This is a genomic window from Halomonas sp. A3H3, from assembly GCF_000982975.1.
Lineage (GTDB): Bacteria > Pseudomonadota > Gammaproteobacteria > Pseudomonadales > Halomonadaceae > Vreelandella > Vreelandella titanicae.
Genome location: NZ_HG423343.1, coordinates 2,672,236 through 2,691,406 on the forward strand (window position 1 = coordinate 2,672,236; position 19,171 = coordinate 2,691,406).

General features: G+C 54.4%; 18 protein-coding genes. 12 read left to right on the plus strand and 6 right to left on the minus strand.

All coding sequences use genetic code 11. From position 1 onward, the window contains the following. Positions 1 to 4 precede the first annotated feature (4 nt). The 7 genes from HALA3H3_RS11870 (at position 5) to moaB (ending at position 6,517) form a co-directional block, all read left to right on the plus strand. Positions 5 to 619, plus strand: a complete 615-nt coding sequence (locus tag HALA3H3_RS11870; protein WP_022521830.1) for a TorD/DmsD family molecular chaperone — start codon at positions 5 to 7, stop codon at positions 617 to 619. A 66-nt stretch (positions 620 to 685) separates the two neighbouring features. Further along, positions 686 to 886, plus strand: coding sequence for a twin-arginine translocation signal domain-containing protein (locus tag HALA3H3_RS11875; RefSeq protein WP_022521831.1), 201 nt, complete (start codon positions 686 to 688; stop codon positions 884 to 886). A gap of 24 nt (positions 887 to 910) precedes the next feature. Beyond that, the gene (locus tag HALA3H3_RS11880) at positions 911 to 3,763 is read left to right on the plus strand and encodes a molybdopterin-dependent oxidoreductase (RefSeq protein WP_009285876.1); all 2,853 of its coding nucleotides are present in this window, start codon (positions 911 to 913) and stop codon (positions 3,761 to 3,763) included. A gap of 64 nt (positions 3,764 to 3,827) precedes the next feature. Beyond that, the gene (fdh3B, locus tag HALA3H3_RS11885; RefSeq protein ID WP_022521832.1) at positions 3,828 to 4,442 is read left to right on the plus strand and encodes a formate dehydrogenase FDH3 subunit beta; all 615 of its coding nucleotides are present in this window, start codon (positions 3,828 to 3,830) and stop codon (positions 4,440 to 4,442) included. Between the two features lie 11 nt (positions 4,443 to 4,453). After that, complete coding sequence (locus tag HALA3H3_RS11890; protein ID WP_022521833.1) at positions 4,454 to 5,554, plus strand: formate dehydrogenase subunit gamma; 1,101 nt, start codon at positions 4,454 to 4,456, stop codon at positions 5,552 to 5,554. Positions 5,555 to 5,657: 103 nt separating this feature from the next. Continuing rightward, positions 5,658 to 5,990, plus strand: coding sequence for a DUF1244 domain-containing protein (locus tag HALA3H3_RS11895; protein WP_022521834.1), 333 nt, complete (start codon positions 5,658 to 5,660; stop codon positions 5,988 to 5,990). 5 nt (positions 5,991 to 5,995) lie between these two features. Then, a complete protein-coding gene (moaB, locus tag HALA3H3_RS11900) occupies positions 5,996 to 6,517 on the plus strand; it encodes a molybdenum cofactor biosynthesis protein B (protein ID WP_022521835.1) in 522 nt (173 codons plus the stop codon). Between the two features lie 131 nt (positions 6,518 to 6,648). On the opposite strand, the gene HALA3H3_RS11905 is transcribed toward moaB, so the two are convergent. After that, on the minus strand, positions 6,649 to 8,031 hold the full coding sequence (locus HALA3H3_RS11905; protein ID WP_022521836.1) for an aminotransferase-like domain-containing protein: 1,383 nt from the start codon (positions 8,029 to 8,031) through the stop codon (positions 6,649 to 6,651). A 187-nt stretch (positions 8,032 to 8,218) separates the two neighbouring features. On the opposite strand from HALA3H3_RS11905, the gene dctP reads away from it, so the two are divergent. From dctP to HALA3H3_RS11930, 5 genes are all read left to right on the plus strand, one after another. Beyond that, on the plus strand, positions 8,219 to 9,274 hold the full coding sequence (gene dctP, locus HALA3H3_RS11910) for a TRAP transporter substrate-binding protein DctP (protein ID WP_022521837.1): 1,056 nt from the start codon (positions 8,219 to 8,221) through the stop codon (positions 9,272 to 9,274). Between the two features lie 72 nt (positions 9,275 to 9,346). Next, positions 9,347 to 9,859, plus strand: coding sequence for a TRAP transporter small permease subunit (locus HALA3H3_RS11915; protein ID WP_022521838.1), 513 nt, complete (start codon positions 9,347 to 9,349; stop codon positions 9,857 to 9,859). Continuing rightward, a complete protein-coding gene (locus HALA3H3_RS11920; RefSeq protein ID WP_022521839.1) occupies positions 9,856 to 11,178 on the plus strand; it encodes a TRAP transporter large permease in 1,323 nt (440 codons plus the stop codon). Before HALA3H3_RS11915 ends, HALA3H3_RS11920 begins: the two co-directional genes overlap by 4 nt. An 8-nt stretch (positions 11,179 to 11,186) precedes the next feature. Further along, positions 11,187 to 12,464: a hydroxymethylglutaryl-CoA reductase, degradative gene (locus HALA3H3_RS11925; RefSeq protein ID WP_258955994.1), complete on the plus strand. Its 1,278-nt coding sequence runs from the start codon at positions 11,187 to 11,189 to the stop codon at positions 12,462 to 12,464. 218 nt (positions 12,465 to 12,682) lie between these two features. Beyond that, positions 12,683 to 13,888, plus strand: coding sequence for a molybdopterin molybdotransferase MoeA (locus tag HALA3H3_RS11930; protein WP_022521841.1), 1,206 nt, complete (start codon positions 12,683 to 12,685; stop codon positions 13,886 to 13,888). 18 nt (positions 13,889 to 13,906) lie between these two features. Here the strand turns inward: HALA3H3_RS11930 and HALA3H3_RS11935 are convergent, their stop codons facing one another. From HALA3H3_RS11935 to HALA3H3_RS11955, 5 genes are all read right to left on the minus strand, one after another. After that, the gene (locus tag HALA3H3_RS11935) at positions 13,907 to 14,314 is read right to left on the minus strand and encodes a hypothetical protein (RefSeq protein ID WP_022521842.1); all 408 of its coding nucleotides are present in this window, start codon (positions 14,312 to 14,314) and stop codon (positions 13,907 to 13,909) included. Position 14,315: 1 nt separating this feature from the next. Further along, entirely contained in the window at positions 14,316 to 14,876 is a 561-nt protein-coding gene (locus tag HALA3H3_RS11940) for a chemotaxis protein CheW (RefSeq protein WP_022521843.1), read from the minus strand. Then, positions 14,866 to 16,545, minus strand: a complete 1,680-nt coding sequence (locus HALA3H3_RS11945) for a diguanylate cyclase (RefSeq protein ID WP_022521844.1) — start codon at positions 16,543 to 16,545, stop codon at positions 14,866 to 14,868. The genes HALA3H3_RS11940 and HALA3H3_RS11945 overlap by 11 nt, the downstream gene beginning before the upstream one ends. 69 nt (positions 16,546 to 16,614) lie before the next feature. After that, positions 16,615 to 16,971 (minus strand): response regulator, encoded by a 357-nt coding sequence (locus tag HALA3H3_RS11950; protein ID WP_022521845.1) that lies wholly within the window; start codon positions 16,969 to 16,971, stop codon positions 16,615 to 16,617. Between the two features lie 69 nt (positions 16,972 to 17,040). Next, the gene (locus HALA3H3_RS11955) at positions 17,041 to 19,170 is read right to left on the minus strand and encodes a hybrid sensor histidine kinase/response regulator (RefSeq protein WP_022521846.1); all 2,130 of its coding nucleotides are present in this window, start codon (positions 19,168 to 19,170) and stop codon (positions 17,041 to 17,043) included. Between the last annotated feature and the right edge of the window lies 1 nt (position 19,171).

The window sequence follows — 19,171 nt, forward strand, 5'->3', positions numbered from 1 at the left end:
GCCGATGACGGATGCACTGCCCACGCTCAAAGAAGCCGATGCGCTACGCGCCGATATCTACCGGCTATTAGCCACGCTACTGCGCCAAGCGCCAGATCCAGAACTGCTCGACTGGTTGGCTGAACTGACCATCGAGCAAGATGGCAGTCGCCTGGCTGAGTGCTGGCAGGCGTTGGCGGTAGCGGCCAACGGTGCGAATACTGAGGGACTGCAGCGAGCTCACTTTCGCCACTTGGTAGGTGTGATTCAAGGCGAGGTTGTGCCCTATGCCTCCTGGTACCGCAACGGCGAATTGATGGAAGCGGCGCTGGTGGCGCTGCGCCAAGACCTAAAAGTACTCGGTTTTGAACGCAGTGAGCATACCCGGGATCCGGAAGATCATCTGGCTGCCCTGTGTGAAGTGATGGCGATGCTGATCGACGCCGAAAGCTCTGAGCAGGGTTATTTCTTTAGCCAACATTTAGCCCCCTGGGCGGCCAGCTGTTTTGCCGACCTGGGGCAGGTAGACACCGCTTTCTATGCAGCGCTGGGGCAGTTGGGTAGCGCTTTTATGGAGAGCGAACAGGCTCGCTTGAGGGTTGATGCGGGCCATACGCCAGTGCGTATTCTTGAGCCTTAACGCAGGCTTCATAAAAGAAACAGCAAAAAAAGACCCGCATAAAAAAGCATGCAAGAGGAGAAACCCATGCAACCGTCACACAACGCTGAGCGCCGTCGGTTTATGAAAACCGTTGGGTTGGGAACCGCCGCTGCTGGCGCCGCGGCGGCAGTCGGTCATGTCACTCTGGCACAGGCTGACACTGCCCCGGTGAAAAACGAAAAACCAACGGTTAACTACCGTGAGACTGATCACGTCCGTGCTTATTACGCCTCGCTGCGTGACTGACGGCGGAATGCCAGGAGATTTGCCATGCGCTTAACTCGCAAAACAGACACCCCCAAGGCCTCAGGACTGGGTATTTCCCGTCGCCAGTTTCTCAAACGCAGCGGTGCAGCCACTGGCGGTATGGCCGCCGTTGGCTTTATGAGTGCGCCCATGATGCAGCGCTCAGAAGCAGCCGATAAAACACCCGTGCTGGACTCGCCGGTCGAGACCAAACGCACCATCTGCTCCCACTGCTCAGTAGGTTGTGGCGTGTATGCTGAAGTTCAAGAGGGCATTTGGACTAAGCAGGAACCCGCTTTTGATCACCCTATCAACCGTGGCGCGCACTGTGCGAAAGGTGCTTCGCTGCGCCAGCACGGCCACTCCACGCGGCGTCTCAAGTACCCAATGAAGTTAGTCGCGGGTGAGTGGGAGCGTATGAGCTGGGATGACGCCATTAACGAGATTGGCGACAAACTGCTTGAGCTGCGCGAAGAGCACGGCCCGGATAGCGTTTACTGGCTGGGCTCGGCGAAGTTCAGCAACGAGCAGGCGTATTTAATGCGCAAGCTTGCCTCGCTGTGGGGCACCAACAATACCGATCACCAGGCGCGTATCTGCCACTCCACCACTGTGGCGGGCGTGGCGAATACCTGGGGTTATGGAGCGATGACCAACTCGCTCAACGATATGCATAACAGCAAGGCGATTCTGTTCATTGGCTCTAACCCCAGTGAAGCGCACCCGGTGGCGATGCAGCATATCCTGATCGCCAAAGAGCGCAACAATTGCGACATCATCGTCGCTGACCCGCGCTTTACCCGTACTGCCGCCAAGGCCAACAAATATGTGCGTCTACGTCCCGGTTCGGACGTCGCATATATTTGGGGCTTGTTATGGCACATTTTTGAAAATGGCTGGGAAGACAACGAGTACATCAATCAGCGCGTTTACGGTATGGATGAAGTACGCGCTGAAGTCGCCAACTTCCCGCCCAGCGTTGTAGAAGAAGTCACCGGTGTCCCCGAAGCCGAGATGTACGATGTCGCTAAACGCCTCTCCGACAACCGGCCTGGCTGTGTGGTCTGGTGTATGGGCGGCACCCAGCACACCACCGGCAACAACAATACCCGCGCTTACTGCATTCTTGAGTTGGCGCTGGGGAATATCGGTGTGGCGGGCGGCGGCGCTAACATCCTGCGTGGCCATGATAACGTACAGGGGGCGACCGACCTGGGCCTTGGCTGCGATTCATTGCCTGGTTACTACGGTTTGGCGGAAGGTGCCTGGCAGCACTGGGCGCAGGTGTGGGATCTCGACTACGAGTGGCTTAAAGGCCGCTATGACGATACCGAGTATGCCGATGGTAAGCCCATGTACACTGCCGGTATTACCGTATCGCGCTGGGTCGATGGCGTGCTCGAAGAGGACGAGAATATCTCCCAGCGTACCGCGCTGAAAGCAATGTTTTACTGGGGCCACGCGGTTAACTCCCAGACTCGCGGCGTCGAGATGCAAAAAGCGATGCAGAAGCTTGAGATGATGGTCATCGTTGACCCTTATCCTACCGTTGCTTCGGTTATGCATGACCGCAGCGACGGCGTGTATCTGCTGCCAGCGGCCACCCAGTTCGAAACCACAGGCAGTGTCACCGCGACTAACCGCTCGATTCAGTGGCGTGACCGCGTGATTGAGCCGCTGTTTGAGTCCAAGCCCGACCACGAAATCATGTACCTGTTTGCTCGTAAGCTGGGCTTCGGTAATGAGTTGGTCAAGAACTACCAGATGAACGGCGACGAGCCGCTCATCGATGACATTCTGCGCGAAATCAACAGCGGTATGTGGACGGTCGGTTACACCGGGCAAAGCCCCGAACGCCTCAAAGAGCACCAGAAAAACTGGCACACGTTCAGCTTCGAGAATCTGCGCGCAGAGGGCGGCCCGGCGGACGGTGATTACTACGGCTTGCCGTGGCCCTGCTGGGGCACGCCAGAGTTCGGCCACCCAGGCTCGCCTAACCTTTACGACACCAGCGTGCCGGTGATGGAAGGTGGCATGGGCTTCCGTGCCCGTTTTGGTATCGAGCGTGACGGCGTCAACCTTCTGGCGGAAGGTTCAGCGCCGGTAGGTGGCGATATCGACGACGGCTATCCAGAGTTCAACGACCAACTGCTCAAAGACCTAGGCTGGTGGGACGACCTGACCGCCGAAGAGAAACAGGCGGCGGAAGGCAAAAACTGGAAAACCGACCTCTCTGGCGGTATCCAGCGTGTCACCATTGAGCATGGCTGCGCGCCTTACGGCAACGCCAAGGCACGCGCTGTGGTCTGGACTTTCCCCGACCAAGTGCCGAAGCACCGTGAGCCGCTCTACACCACGCGTCGCGATTTGGTTGAACGCTTCCCTACTTGGGACGACTTCGACTCCATCATGCGCCTGCCGACCATGTACAAAACCATTCAGGATCGCGACAACACTGGCGAGTATCCAATGATTCTCACCTCTGGGCGCCTGGTTGAGTATGAAGGTGGCGGTGAAGAGACGCGCTCCATGTCGTGGCTTGCCGAGCTGCAGCAGGAGATGTTTGTCGAAATTAACCCGGCGGACGCCAACGACCTCAGCATCAAAGATGGTGACGATGTTTGGGTAGAAGGGGCAGAAGGGGGCCGTGTGAAGGTCAAAGCCCTGGTCACTCCTCGCGTCGATCGTAACGTAGCGTTTATGCCGTTCCACTTTGGCGGCATGTTCCAGGGCGAAAGCCTGCGTGACCGTTACCCGGATGGGTCTGATCCGTACATCATTGGTGAGGCGGCCAATACCGCCACCACCTACGGCTATGACCCGGTGACACTGATGCAAGAGACCAAGTGCACCATCTGCCGCATTGAGCGGGCTTAAGCTTCGACCGACCTGACAGCACGGCGGTGCGGGAGCCATCCCGCACCGGCATGAGGAGAACACCATGGCTCAAATGAAATTTATGTGTGACGCCGAACGCTGCATTGAGTGCAACGGCTGCGTCACCGCCTGTAAAAATGCCAACGATGTCGAGTGGGGCATTCAGCGCCGTCGCGTGGTCACGCTCAACGACGGTGAAGCGGATGAAATGTCCATCTCCGTCGCCTGCATGCACTGTGACGACGCCCCTTGCATGGCGGTGTGCCCCACCGACTGCTTCTACAAAACCGATGACGGCATCGTGCTGCACGACAAAGACCTCTGCATCGGCTGTGGTTACTGCCTCTACGCCTGCCCGTTTGGCGCCCCGCAGTTTCCCCAGCAGGATGCCTTTGGTGAGCGCGGCAAGATGGACAAATGTACCTTCTGCGCGGGCGGCCCGGCCGAAAGCAAAGAAGAGGAGTACGAGAAGTACGGTTCCAACCGTATTGCCGAAGGTAAACTGCCGCTGTGTGCTGAGATGTGCTCCACCAAAGCGCTGCTTGCCGGTGATGCCCAAGACGTGGCCGATATCTTCCGTCAGCGTGTTGTCCATCGCGGGCACAAAGATGGCGCCTGGTCTAATAACCCTCAGGCCAGTGCCGACAACCTAGCCTATGATGCTGCCCATAAAGGGTAAGGAGGCGTGTCATGAACCTGTTGACTGCACAGGCATCCGGTGGGGTGCCACGCTCAGGTAAAGGGCTCGCCCTGGGTATTTGGCGCTTTATGTTGGTGGCGTTTGCTCTGGTGCTTAGCCTCGGCTTCACGCAAGTGGCGTTGGCTCAAGCGGATCCTGACCGTGAAATGAACACCGCTGCCCCCGGCATTACCGCCGACCAGTGGCGTCAGGTACGTAGTGGAGAGACCGGGCCTAACTACCGTGACTCGCGTTATGAAAGCGACTACAGCTTGATCAATGCAAGCGGTGAAACCTGGCGGCAGATTCGCAACCGCTGGGTGTCGCCGTTTGGTTTGATTGCGGTATTTGGCATGGCGGCCCTGATCGCGCTGTTCTACTTCATTGTCGGGCGTAAAGAGCTTGAGGCGCCACGCACGGGGCGTCTACTTTTGCGTTGGACGCTGATGAAACGCGCGCTGCACTGGACGGTAGCAACGCTGTTTATCATTCTGGCGCTGACTGGGATGACGCTGCTGTTCGGTAAATTCGTGTTCCGCCCACTGTTTGGCGATGGGATTTGGGCCTGGATGATTGCGGCGACAAAAGTGCTGCATAACTACCTGGGGCCGATCTTTGGCATTCTGCTGGTGATCCTGCTGTTCAGCTTGATCAAAGACAATATTCCCAAAAAGCACGACTGGGTATGGTTCAAGAAAGGCGGCGGTATGATTGGCAAAAAGCATGTGGATGCTGGTTTTGCCAACGGTGGTGAAAAAGCCTGGTACTGGCTGTTAGCGACGGTGGGAATCTTAGTGGTTGCCAGTGGCTTCGTGCTCGACTTCCCCAACTTCGACCAGGGCCGTGACACCATGCAGTGGGCCAATATTATCCACGCAGTGGGCGCATTGGGGCTTACGGCGGTTTCCCTCGGCCATATCTATATCGGCACGTTGGGTACCGAAGGCGCGCTAGAAGGTATGACCACGGGCTATGTGGATGAGACCTGGGCCAAAGAGCACCATAATCTTTGGTACGAAGAGGTCAAAGACCAAACGCTATCGGAACAAGAGGTGGCGGCCCGCAAGTCATCTGGCGGCAGCGGTGAACCGTCGGCAACGCGAACCAGTTAATAAGCATTTAATGGTCGCTAAGACACCGCCTTTCGGCGGTGTCTTTTGTTATGCTTCACCTTAAGTTATTAAATAACCCAAGCCATGTATGAGAGGAACGGTTATGTCAGCGTTTGATGAGTTAGACCCAACCACGCGCACCGAGCTTGAAGCCGCCGCGTTTCGCCGCTTGCTACAGCATCTGGACGATAACAAAGATGTCCAGAATATCGACCTGATGATCCTGGCGGACTTTTGCCGCAACTGCTTATCGAAATGGCTGGTTAGCGCCGCGGAAGCGCGGGATGAAAGCCTCAGTTACGAAGAGGCACGTGAGTACGTTTACGGTATGCCTTACAGCGAGTGGAAGGAGCTTTACCAGCCGCCCGCTACGCCTGAGCAAATGGCGGCCTGGGAAGCTCACCACGCCAAAAAGAAAGCAGCCAAACAAGGGTGACGTCAATGAGTGAGCCAATGGTGCCCCTCAACATAGCCGTACTCACGGTCTCGGATACCCGCACGGAAGAGACGGATCGGAGCGGTCAAGCCTTGGTCGAGCGGTTAACCAACGCCGGTCATACTCTCGTTGAAAAGCGCATAGTGCCTGACGATGTCTATCGTATTCGTGCGGTGGTCGCGAACTGGATCGCCGAGGCGGATGTGCAGGTAGTCATCACCACCGGAGGCACTGGCTTCACTGGGCGTGACTCTACCCCTGAAGCCATCTCGGTGCTGCTGGATAAGCGCATCGAAGGCTTTGGCGAACGCTTTCGTCAGCTAAGTGGTGAGGAAATTGGCAGTTCCACCATCCAGAGCCGCTGCCTCGGCGGCTTAGCCAACGCCACGGTAGTGTTCTGCCTGCCTGGCTCAACCGGCGCCTGCCGCACCGGCTGGGACGGCATTCTGGCAGAGCAATTGGATAGCCGCCACAAACCCTGCAACTTCGCTAATCTGGTCATCCCAGGTCGAGGCCAGCATGGTTGAATGAGTGGCATATTTTCCAGGCTGCCGCTTGCTGTAGCAACAAGTTTGCGTGGCGACTTGTATTGGGGTTGCGCTGTCGTCGCGCTTTTGAAAGTTAGTGTCAATGCAATAGCTGCATTGGTTTTAACCGGCTAGCTCAGTGCTTCTTCCTTTAGAAAGTTTAGTAATAAAGGGTGATTCGCTAGAGCAATATTGATTCGAAGAGCTGACCCTGACTCGTCATTGCCTAAAGTAAACAAATTTCCAGGTGCTAGGAAAATCCCCTGTGCAGAGGCTTTTTTTGCTAGCTCAAGGCCGTCTACGCTTTTTGGTAAAGGGCACCAAATGTAGTAACTCCCGGTGGGTGGCTGAATTTGCTTGAAACCAATATTTTTCAACGAGGAGATCGCTGCTGCGCTAGCCTTGGCCACTCTCTCGCGTAAACGAGTCATTTGGCGACGATAGCGACCATGAATGATCATTTCATGGATCATCCTTTCAATAATGCTTGAACTGGTAACCACCGTGAGCATTTTAATATCAATCAGTGACCGAACCAGCGTCTGATTAGCTGCAATGTAGCCACAACGCATACTGGCAGATAGCGTTTTGGAAAAAGTGCCAACGTATATGACTCGGTTAAGGCCATCGAGCGAAGCAAGGTGAGGCGTTGATCGGGGGAGAATATCACCAAAAGGATCGTCTTCAATGATGGTTAAATCATGCTGTTCAGCGATACGTAATAAGGCATGCATATTCTGGAGAGACATGGATGTGCCGGTAGGGTTGTGAGCCATAGGCTGAACAAACAAAAGCCTTGGCCGGTATTCCCGGATACTCTGTTCCAGCATATCGAGATCCAGCCCTTGAGGTCCTCTAGTGATGCCGATGGTTTTGGCACGCTGTAGGCGTAATTTACCAAACATTGGGTAATAACCAGGGCTTTCAACTAGCACCACTTCACCGGGCTCTACAAAATGCCTAACAATCAGGTCGAGTGCATGGTTGGCGCCGAACGTCATCAAGATTTGATTTGGATGAACGCTAATTGCACGATCGTTTAGCGTTCTGGCGATATCTTCTCGCAGGCCGATCAATCCCTGAGGGTTGCCGTATTCGAACTCATCTCTGGCGTCATTATCCTGATTGCTGCGTTTGAAATAGCGGCGTATGTCCGAGCTTTCCATCCAACTTGCCGGCAGGCGTCCATCTCCGGCTCTGACTTCATAATGCTGATTCAATTGTTCTCTTAATAGAGAAACCAAGTCGACCGCTTCAGTAAAATGTTCAGGCTTGATAGCTGGGTGAGCTGGTCTGGTTGCTTCCACATAAAAGCCAGAACCGCGCCGAGGGCTGATATATCCAGTCGCGACTAAGCGGTCATAAGCATCAATTATAGTATTTTTTGAAACCCCAAAGCTCAGGGTTGCATTGCGAATGGAGGGTAATCTTGTCCCCGCCGTTAGCTGTCCCTGCTCAATGCGCTCAATAACTGTATTGGCGACTTGTTGTGCTCGAGGTGGTTTTTGCTTCATAAAAGGCTCAATTGTACCCATTAAGGAAAGGGTACAGTACATGGGTCAATTTTGAATATTGTACCTTGTCCAGCTTTCTCTATCACCCTAACTTAAGATAAGAGTATGTTTTATTTCTAACAATAATCGGTGATGCAGCGGTCTCTAGTTCGCGCTAATAGCACTGCCATTCACCATGGAGAGCATCGTGAACTTAACAACCATAAATAAAAGCTGGTTCTTTTTAAAAACGGTCGCAGCTGTGTCCACTGTGACAGCCTGTGTGGCTCCTTCTATTGCTATTGCCGAGGATCTGCCCAGCGTAAACTGGCGAATGCAGGCGCTTTGGGATGCGGGGACGACGCCCTATGAATACGAAGAAAAATTTGTAGAGCGGGTGTCCGAATTAACTGATGGGAAGTTTGAAATTCGATTGTTTGCCGGTGGACAATTAGTGCCAGCGGCCCAAGCATTTGAAGCTGTTCGTGCAGGTGCCTTCCAGATGATGAAGACATTTGACGGCTATGAAGCAGGTTCTATACCTGCTTTCGCGTTCACCAGCACAGTACCGTTTGGTTTTCCTGAGTCTGACCAGTACGAAGCTTGGTTCTATGAGAAAGGGGGAATTGAGCTGGCTCGTCAGGCCTATGCGTCAGCTGGTCTCTACTACATTGCACCTACGGTTTATGGGCAAGAACCCATCCATTCTAAATTTCCTATCGAATCTCTGGATGATCTGGATGGCAAAAAAGGCCGTTTCGTTGGCTTGGCCAGCACGGTGATGAGCGAATTTGGTGTGTCTACGACAGGATTGCCTACGGCAGAGGTGTATCAAGCACTTGAAAAAGGGGTCATTGATCTTGCCGATCGCGGCGACCTGACCGCTAATTTTGAAGCAGGCTTGGGAGAAGTGGCCGGATATATAGCTGTACCTGGCTTTCACCAACCCACGACAGCTACCAGTTATGTAGCGAACCAAGCGGCTTACGATAGTTTACCTGACTCTTACAAAGCGGCCTTGGAAGTGGCTGCCCGTGAGATTTCGTCTTCTTTACGGCAGCACATCCTTGCCCAGGATACTGTTGCTCTCGAAGAGTTCGAAGCGCAAGGCGTACAGATCACCCATTTGAGCCCCGACCTCATTGCAGAAGGGCGCCCGACCGCGATGAATGCATGGAGGAGAGCGGCTGGAGATGACGAATTGGCTAACGAAATTCTCAATAGCCAAATCGAATTCATGCAAGAACTTGGCTTGATTGACTGAGTTCCTACCTTACGGTTCCGCGCGCTGGCAATCCGGTAATAGGCCGGATTGCCTTCCCATCGAGGTTCAATTATGGCTGTTCTTCTTGGCTACTGCCGCCTTATAACGGCTCTTAACCGTTGGGTGGCCACGGTTGTATCGGCTTTTGTCTTCATTATGGTGGCCGTCATCAGCTACGAAGTAGTGTCCCGCTATTTTTTCAATGCACCCACTACCTGGGCTATGGAGCTTGCGACACTATTATTTGGCCCTTACTTCTTACTGGCTGGCCCTTATATTCTACATACTGCTGGACACGTCAACGTTGACATACTTTACCGTAAACTGCCGTTTAAGTTGGCAGGCTTAGTAGACTGTCTAACATATGCGCTGATTGTTGTAGTAACGGTGATTTTTATAGATCAGAGCCTACCTATAGCGCTGAATGCCTACGCAAGTGGTGAAACTTCATTTACCTCTTGGAATCCCCCCGTCTGGCCGGTGAAAGCGCTTATTCCGATCGCTTTTTTATTGCTTCTCATGCAAGCGCTGGCTGAAATTATTTGGGCAGTTAAGCGTTTTCAAGGTCAAGAGGTGAAAGCATGAGTTCTACTCTTGTCCTTTCAATGATGTTTGTCTCACTGTTGGTATTGTTGCTCAGCGGGATGCCTTTAGCATTTGTACTGGCATTTTTGGCAATTTTATTCACAGTCATACTGTGGGGAGCTGATGCACTAGTGCTGACCGTTCTCCAAACCTTTGATGCAATGACATCAGACATCTTGCTGGCTATCCCACTCTATGTGCTGATGGCAAGCGTGCTTCAGCGCTCAGGTATTATTGAAGCGTTATATCGTGCAATGGAGCTCTGGTTCCGACGTTTGCCGGGAGGATTGGCCGTCGGTACCGTGGCGATCTGTACGGTGATGGCGGCGATGACCGGCATTGTTGGGGCGGCTGTTGCGGCAATGGGCATCCTCGCATTGCCATCTATGCTACAGCGCGGTTATGACCAGCGATTAGCACTGGGCACAATCTGTGCAGGAGGTACATTAGGCATTCTGATTCCTCCCTCAATTATTACGATTGTATATGCTTCTACTGCCCAGATATCAGTTGGCAAAATGTTTGCTGCCGGTATTGTTCCAGGAATAATACTGGCAGGACTGTATATTTTTTATATTATTCTGAGAGCAATTATCCAGCCAAACCTAGCTCCTCGGCAGTCTGGAGAGCAGACAAACCTAGGGGAGATGTTGAGTTCTCTTAAAGCTCTGATACTACCAGTACTGATTGTTTTATCCGTGCTGGGTAGTATCTATGCAGGTATTGCCACGCCCACCGAGGCAGCAGCAGTGGGTGTTGTTGGGGCGTTGATTTCAGCTGCCTTTCAGAAGCAGCTGACATTTAAAAACTTATCTGCTGCATCCATGGATACCTTGCGTGTGACCACTATGATTATGTGGATCACGATTGGGGCGAAGATATTTGTATCCATCTTCACCGGTACTGGCGGGGCGGATTCGCTTCTACAATTCATTCAAGACCTTGAATTGAATCGCTGGTTAGTACTGCTTTCCATGATGCTGGTTTTAGTCTTCCTTGGGCTATTCCTGGATGAAATTGGCATCATTCTTCTATGTGTGCCCGTCTTCTTACCTATCATAAATGCCTTTCAATTTGATCCGGTCTGGTTCGGGGTGTTGTTCCTTATTACTGCTCAGATGGGTTATATCACCCCTCCTTTTGGCTACACGCTTTTCTACATAAAGGGAGTACTACCACCCAATATTGGTATGGGGACTGTATACCGAGCCATCGTACCCTTCTTGGTTTTGCAGCTCATTGCATTAATTTTATTTATGCTTTTTCCCGAAATCGTTACTTGGCTGCCTGAACAACTTTCACAGAAAGTACGCTCTTAAAAAAGGAGATAAAAACAATGACTACAACGACTTCTCGCATTCCAGGGTTACACAAAATGTCACCTGAAGAGCGGCTACAAAAGGTAGTGGAAGTCACTGGGTTGAGCGAGGATGTTGTCAGGCACCTGGGCAACACGGGCAACCTGGATTCAGCCACAGCCGACTCCATGATCGAGAATGTCATTGGCACCATGAACATTCCTTTGGGTGTGGCGACCAATATGCTGGTAGATGGGCATGACGTTCTAGTGCCCATGGCGACAGAGGAGTCTTCGGTGGTAGCTGCTGTCTGTAACGCAGCCCGTCAATGCCGTTCAACCGGCGGTTTTAAGACAGACATGTCGAATTCTCACATGATTGCCCAGGTTCAGTTGCTGGGTGTTCCGAATCCTGAATTCGCTCGTTTGCAGATACTAGAGCATAAGTCGCACGTTCAGTTGATATGTGATGAAACAGATCCGGTCTTGCTTAAACACGGCGGCGGGTTCCGTGATATGGAGGTGCGTGTTCTGAAAGGACGCACTGGGCCAATGGTGGTCACCCATCTGATTGTCGATACTCGTGATGCAATGGGCGCTAACGCAGTGAATTCCATGGCGGAAGCCGTAGCCCCCCATATTGCAAAATGGACGGGAGGGAAGACCTATCTGCGTATTTTGTCCAACTTGGCGGATCGTCGGTTAGCGAGAGCACGGGCTACTTGGGCTTTGGACGAAATTGGTGGTGCAGAGGTTCGTGATGGCATATTGGCCGCCTATGACTTCGCCGATATTGACCCTTATCGCGCAGCCACGCATAACAAAGGCATCATGAATGGGGTAAGTGCTGTGGTACTGGCAACTGGAAATGATTGTCGGGCCGTAGAGGCGGGAGCCCATGCTTATGCTGCCCGTACAGGGCAGTACAGCTCATTAACACGATGGGAAGCCGATGCTGACGGAAACCTGACCGGCACTATTGAAATGCCTTTGGCGGTAGGCTTAATTGGTGGAGCCACGCGCTCTCACCCTACAGCGCGTATTGCGCTGGATATAATGAACATAACGACTGCCGAACGGCTTGCCTGCACTATTGCTGCAGTCGGTTTGGCTCAGAACTTCGCTGCACTCAAAGCACTAGCGACGACGGGCATCCAAAAGGGTCATATGGCACTCCATGCGAAAAATATTGCGGTCATGGCAGGTGCGGTTGGTGACGAGATTGAGAAAGTAGCCGACGCGTTGGTAAAGCTTGGTAAGGTAAGGGTCGATGTAGCAGAAGAAATTCTCAACGAGGTGCGACAGTAACGCCTTAACCAGCTTATATAAAACTGACTAGTCGTCTAGCTAGATGTAACCACCACTACGGGCTGTTTCTGACCGTTGATCGTGGCATTCTATCTACATCGGTAATCTACTCGTTGGGGTTAACGACTCCGGTTTTTCTATTTTAGAGACGACTATGCCATCACTTCATAATACCCGGTTCATGCTCGCCAACCTGGTCATCCCTGGCCGAGGTCAGCATGAGTGACTTGCAGCCGATATCAGCCGCGCTTGAAGCGCTACTGGCAGACGTCAACGTAACAGACGTAGAGAGTATCGCGCTGGAGGCTGCCGGTGGACGTGTGTTGGCCGAGGCTGTCACCGCGCAGCTGGATGTGCCACCCTTCGATAATAGCGCGATGGATGGCTATGCCTTGCGTGCCGACAATGCGGGGCAGTGGCTGCCGATAAGTCAGCGCATTGCGGCTGGCACGCAGGCAAAAGCGCTTGCGCCCGGAAGCTGCGCGCGTATTTTTACCGGTGGCGAGATTCCTCCCGGTGCCGACTGCGTGGTGATGCAGGAGCGCGTACAAATTGACGGTGATCGTGCGCTGATGCCTGCGGATATTCCCGCCGGTGATAATGTCCGCCGCCAAGGGCGTGACGTGCGCCAGGGCAGCGTACTGTTAGACGCTGGTGAGCGGCTCGAAGCAGCGGCCCTTGGCCACTTGGCAGGTCAGGGGATTACTCAGGTCAGCGTGCGCCGGCGCCCCCGTGTGGCGCTGCTTTCGACGGGCGATGAGATTATTGATCCGGGAACGCCGCTAAAGCCAGGTCAACTCTACAACTCCAACCGGCCGATGCTTAGGCGTCTGTTAGAGAACTTTGGCGCCGAGGTGGTGAGTACCGTTAGTGTTCCGGATGACTATGCCCGCACTGTGGCACTGTTAACGGCCGCCACTGCTGAGGCAGACCTGGTGGTTACCACCGGCGGCGTCAGCGTCGGCGAAGAGGATCATGTCAAAGCTGCGCTGGAAGCGATTGGCCAGCTCGATATGTGGAAGCTGGCGATCCGCCCCGGTAAGCCGCTAGCACTGGGTCGTTTGCCTCGCGATGACGGCAGCCAGGCGCGGTTTGTCGGTTTGCCAGGCAATCCGGTCTCGGGGTTTGTGGGTGCTTGGCTGTTTTTACGTCCCTTACTGGGCGCAATGCTTGGTTGTCCAGCGCTAACATCGCTGCCAGCGGTGACCGCGAAAGCGGGGTTTGCTACCTCCACCGGCCCACGTGAACACTATATGCGTGTAACGCTTGAGTTCACGCCAAGCGGGGTGACGGCGACGGCCTTTGAGGATCAGAATTCCGGGGTGCTTTCATCCTGTATTAACGCCGATGCTTTTGCAGTGATTCCGGCCAATAGCGACATAGCCGAGGGCGATGCCATTAGCTGTTTGTGGTTGGCTGGCTAAGAGCAGGGGCTGAGAAAGCTAAGGATTAAGCTTGCGGGCATCCAGTAGCAGTACTAGCTGTTGCTGGACGAAGGTTAACCCGCATAGCGCCGTGGAAAATCGGCGGGAAAGCAGCAGTTTAGGCAGCGGGTAGAGCGTGTTGGCCGGCAGTTGCTGAAGCGTTATGTCACCGCTCACGCCCAGTTGCCAAGTGCTGTTGTTGTCGCTGGCTGCTTGAGCGTCGCGCAGGGTGAGCCAGCGGTTAGGTGGGGAGTCATGGTCTCCACCTTCATAGAGCAGCGTTTGAGCATTGGCAGTGCGCGGTGCCATGGGATGATCGGTCATGGCCAGCACATGGCGCGCTTCCAAGGCGGTACGGTAAGGCCCTACGCAAAACAGCACCAAGGCAACCTGGGCCTGTTCATGATGGCCGCGATGCAAGGGCACTTTAACCAAGCCCCTGCTGGTAGGCGTCGAAGAGCGCCTCTGGGTCAAGCAGGGCAAGCGCTTCTTGCTCATCTATCTGCCATAGCGCGCTGACATAAGGGCGCAACGTGCCGGAAAGCGTCTCTGGCGGCGCTTGCAGCATACTTTGAGTGACCTCGCACACATCATCAAGCTGTTCAATACGCACACCGCTAGTAATCCCTGCCGCGCTCACTAACAGAATCATCCCCTTACTGTTACCTTCCGGTGCAGGTAAACCGAGTAGTTGATGCAGGCTAATGACGGACTCGATAGTGCCCCGCAGGTGCAGCACACCTTCGGTAGAGAAAGGCAGTCCTGGCACGTAATAGACGGGTTGGTCGCTGGATAGAATTTCACTCACCGCGCTGCCGGGTAGTGCAAAAGGCTGGCCGTTGAGCCGGAAGAGCACTAGCTGTTGGGTAGGCTCATCAATATCTACCACCGCCTCAGCATCGCCGTGTACTGCTAATGCCTCGTCAAGGGTTTGGGTAGCGGGCGGCTGGTCATTTGCCTCGCCGTTGCGGGGAAATTCAGCGGTCATCGGCCAGCTCCGGCGATATCACTACCTGATTGCGACCTTGGTGTTTGGCGCGATAGAGCGCTTGGTCGGCGCTTAAACGCAGCGGCTCGGTAGAAGGTTGTGCGGGGAAGCTGCTAATGCCTGCACTGAAGGTGCAGCGAAAGCGAACCTCACCGGCGTGAAAATCGACCAGTGCAAAATCCTCGCGCAGGCTATCGATTAATGTGGCGGCTTTCTCGGCATTAATGCCCTTTAACAGCACAACAAACTCTTCTCCGCCGTAGCGGCCGATAATATCGGAGAGACGCAGGCGACTCTTTAATAGTCTTGCCAGGGTGATAATTACCTGGTCACCCGCCAAATGACCGTGGGTGTCGTTGACATGCTTGAAGTGATCAATGTCGATCATCGCCATGGCGTGCTGGCTATTATCACGGTGCGCCTGAGCGAGGTTTTTATTGATCAGTTCAGTGGTGGTGCTGTGGTTATACAGCCCGGTCATGCTGTCGCGGGTCATTAATGAGCGCAGCAGACGCAGGCGTTCGGCGCGCAGTTGCACGGCAGAGACCAGCTCTTCGGGCTGAACGGGTTTGGTGAGAAAGGCTTCAACCCCCGCAGACATAGCGGATATCTGCTTTTGGCTGTCGGTTTCACTGGAGAGATAGATAATCGGTAGACCCAGGTGTTCCGGCTGCTGGCGAATAATCGATGCCAGCTCTTCCCCAGAACACACCGGCATATACACATCGACCAACAGTAAATCGGGGCTAAAGCGCTCCATTACCGTGAGTGCATCGGCGGGATGGTGAACCTGATGAGTCAGCATTCCGCTCTCTTCAAGCAACAGAGCGTGGTAAGCGGCTGCTTCGGGCTCATCATCCACCACTAGCACCTTGAGTGGCTCTTCTGCCGCCGGAGCGGTCAGTTCATCCACTGCCAGCATCAGATCCAGCGGTTTTACCGGTTTGGTAAAGTAGCCGCCGCAGCCTGCACGAACGGCACTCAGGCGCGAATGAAAGTCGCTGTGGGCCGACAAAACGATGGCAGGAAGCGGTTGGCCTGTCAGTTTGTTCAAGCTGGTCAGGGTTTCAGTGCCTGCCGTCTGCCCTTGGGGGAACTGCACATCCATGATGACTGCGTCAGGGCGACGAGTGAGCACGGCGTTAAAGAATGTGTCTGTATCGATAAACTGAACGACTTCGTGACCAAAGCAGCGTAGGTGATGGATTAATTGATCGACCTGCTCGGGTTCATCGTCGCACAGATAAATTAACCGCTGGCGCTTATTGCGCAGTGGCTCAACCTGGCTGGAAAGCTCGAAGCTGTTTACGGCCGCCAGCGCTTGCTGTTGACCGTGGTGGGAGCGCAGGTGCTGCTGCTCGTGACCCATCTGGAGAAGCAATTGACTGATAAACGTATCGATATCGGCGCGGGCGGGGGAGGTAGTGAGCGCCTCCTGCGCCTGATCCGCCAGCAGGGCAAGCCGCTCAAACCCCAGCGACCTCCCGGTTCCTTTCAAACTATGAAAGAAACGGTGCAGCTCTGGCGCGAGCCGCGCCTGTTCTTCGCTCGTCGTGCGACTCTGCTGCCACAGCTCGGCGGTTTGCGCTAAGCGGGACGGAAGCTGCTCAATAAAACGCTCACGCAGCTGGTTCAGCTTATCGTGCAGCGAAGGGGCGGGCTTAGACATCAAACTACCTACGTAAGTGAACGAAAGCGGCGATCCATTCCATCAGTGATCCATTCCCTCTAGCGATGGTTACTCATCAAGCGCCTGTTTTACTGCGGCCTCTAGGTTGGATGCCAGCTCGGCATCTTTACGCAAACAGGCATGCAGGCCTGGTGTTTGCTGAAGCGTTGTGTCCGGCGTGTCTCCGGTGAGTAAAATAAACGGTAGGTGATTAGCCTGCTCGCGCAGCATCGCCAGCAGTGCTACCCCACTGATGAGGGGCATATGCATATCGCTGACAATCAGCTTGATATCGCTGCGATTATCTAGCTGCTCGACGGCTTCCATCGCGTCAATGGCCAGCAGCGTCTCATGGCCCTGATGCTCAAGCAGTGCCGCCGTCATTTCCCCGGCAAGCGGATCGTCGTCTACGACCAGGATAGGCATTCCATGACCTCATGGTAGTTGTGTCTTTGATGGCTATGTCATTAACAGTCGTGTCAGTATCACTCGTGATTAACCCAGTAGGGCCTGGAGTGTCTCAACTAAATTGTTTTGGTCAAAGCTACCTTTGACGATATAAGCGTCAGCACCGACTTCAATACCGCGTCGCCGATCAGCCTCCTTTTCCCGCGAGGTGATAATAATAATTGGCCGATAACGATAAACCTCATTTTCGCGCAGTCGGGCAGTCAGCGCAAAGCCATCCATTACCGGCATCTCAACGTCGGTAAGTACGGCATCAAACGGCTCTGCCAGTGCTTTGGCTAATCCGTCGCGACCATTTTCGGCCAGGGTAACGTGGTAGCCCCACGCTTCGAGTACATCTTTCTCTATTTCGCGGGTATTCAGTGAGTCGTCGACCACCAAAATGCGTTTCGCGAGAGCGGAGGATGCACGCTCTTCGTTAGCACGTTGGGCACTGTGTCGGGTGACTTCCAGTAAAGCGGGTACGTGGAGTAGGCTTACCAGCGCATTGCGTCCCATGGAAACCATGCCCGAGACCAGCGGTAAATAACGCAGATGTACGGGCAGTGGCTTGATGATCATATCGCGTTCATCAATCAGGGAGTCAATAATCAGAGCAAGCTTCTGGTGCCGCTGGTGGACGACCAGCAGTAGGGTAGTATCAGTACCGGACGCCGTCTCTGGTAGCTCAAGCAGTTGGGCTAGCGATACCACCGGCACAAATTCATTGCGTAAAATCAGCGTGCGCTGACCCGCAGCATCAATAAATGATTGTGATGAGCACTCTACCAACTCTGATACGTAAGGCGCCGTTACCCCTAGGTTGACGCCGCCGACGCTGACCAGCAGTACCCGCATCATCGCCAACGAGAGTGGCAGGCGCAGAGTAAAGCGGGTGCCGCTACCGCGTTCGCTGGCAAGCTGCAGGTCGCCGTTAAGCTCATCCACCACGGTGCGCTTGACTACATCCATGCCCACACCGCGGCCAGAAAAGTCGGTAATCATGCTCTTGGTAGAGAAGCCCGGCAGGAATATAAGCTCTAGCGTTTCCTGTACGCTCAGTGCATGGAGCTGCTCTTCGCTCACCAACTGCTTGGCGAGCGCTTTTTGACGTACCGCTTCAAGCGAAATACCCGCGCCGTCGTCACGCATCTCTACCACCACCCAGCCAGCATCCTGCCAGGCTTCGATAATCAACTGCCCACGGGGAGGTTTACCCGCTACCTGGCGCTCGGCAGGCAGCTCTAAGCCGTGATCCAAGGCATTGCGCAGCAGGTGAATAAGCGGATCCGACAGGCGATCAATCATCTGGCGATCAAGTTCGATTTCGCTGCCTCGCACCCGGCAGTCGACCTGTTTGCCGAGTGACTGGGCCAATTCCCGGGACATATGCGCGAGTGGATCAAACACCACGCTTAGCGGCAGCATGCGCATTTGCAGTGCGCGGTCGTGTAGGTCGCTCATCAGCGAATCGTGGCTTAACACGCTATCTTTCAGCTCACGGTGAAAGGCGTGAAAAGGCCCCTGCTGTTCGGCAGGAGGTGTGATGCTTAGCTCACGGGCTTGGTCAACCAGGGTATGTAAATGATGATGGCCGGAAAGCACTTCGCCCATCAAACGAATAACATCGTCCAGTCGATCCAAGCGAACCCGCACAGTATCGCTGAGCCGCAGTTCGCTCTCCGCCACCAGCGCAGCGGAGGAAGGCGGTGTTGAGGAGGACGGTAGCGCAGGCACAGAGGATGGCGCCGCCTCAGCGGGAGTAATGGGCGGGGGTGGGGCCTGACCGAGGGCAGCCGCTTCCAGGGCGCTACATAGCGCCTCATCAGCCGCGGGTAGGTCGTCACCTGTCGCTCCTTCGGCAAGTCGACTGACTAAGTCAGCAAGACCGTCAACCGCCTGGCTGAGCAGGCTGGTCACCGTTGGCGTTGCGGTTAGGGTGCCGTCGCGCAGAGCGCTGAGCAGCTCTTCAGTGCTATGTGCCAGCGCCGTAATTGGCACCAGTTTAAGCATTCGCGACGAGCCTTTCAGCGTATGCGCTGCGCGGAACAGGTCGTTGATCTGTTCGCGATCAGCATGGCCCTGCTCCAGTGCGCTAATTCCTTCTCGCAAGCGGGGCAGGTGGTCGGCTGCCTCTTCCACAAAGCGTTGTATAAAGCGGCGAATATCCAGCGCCATA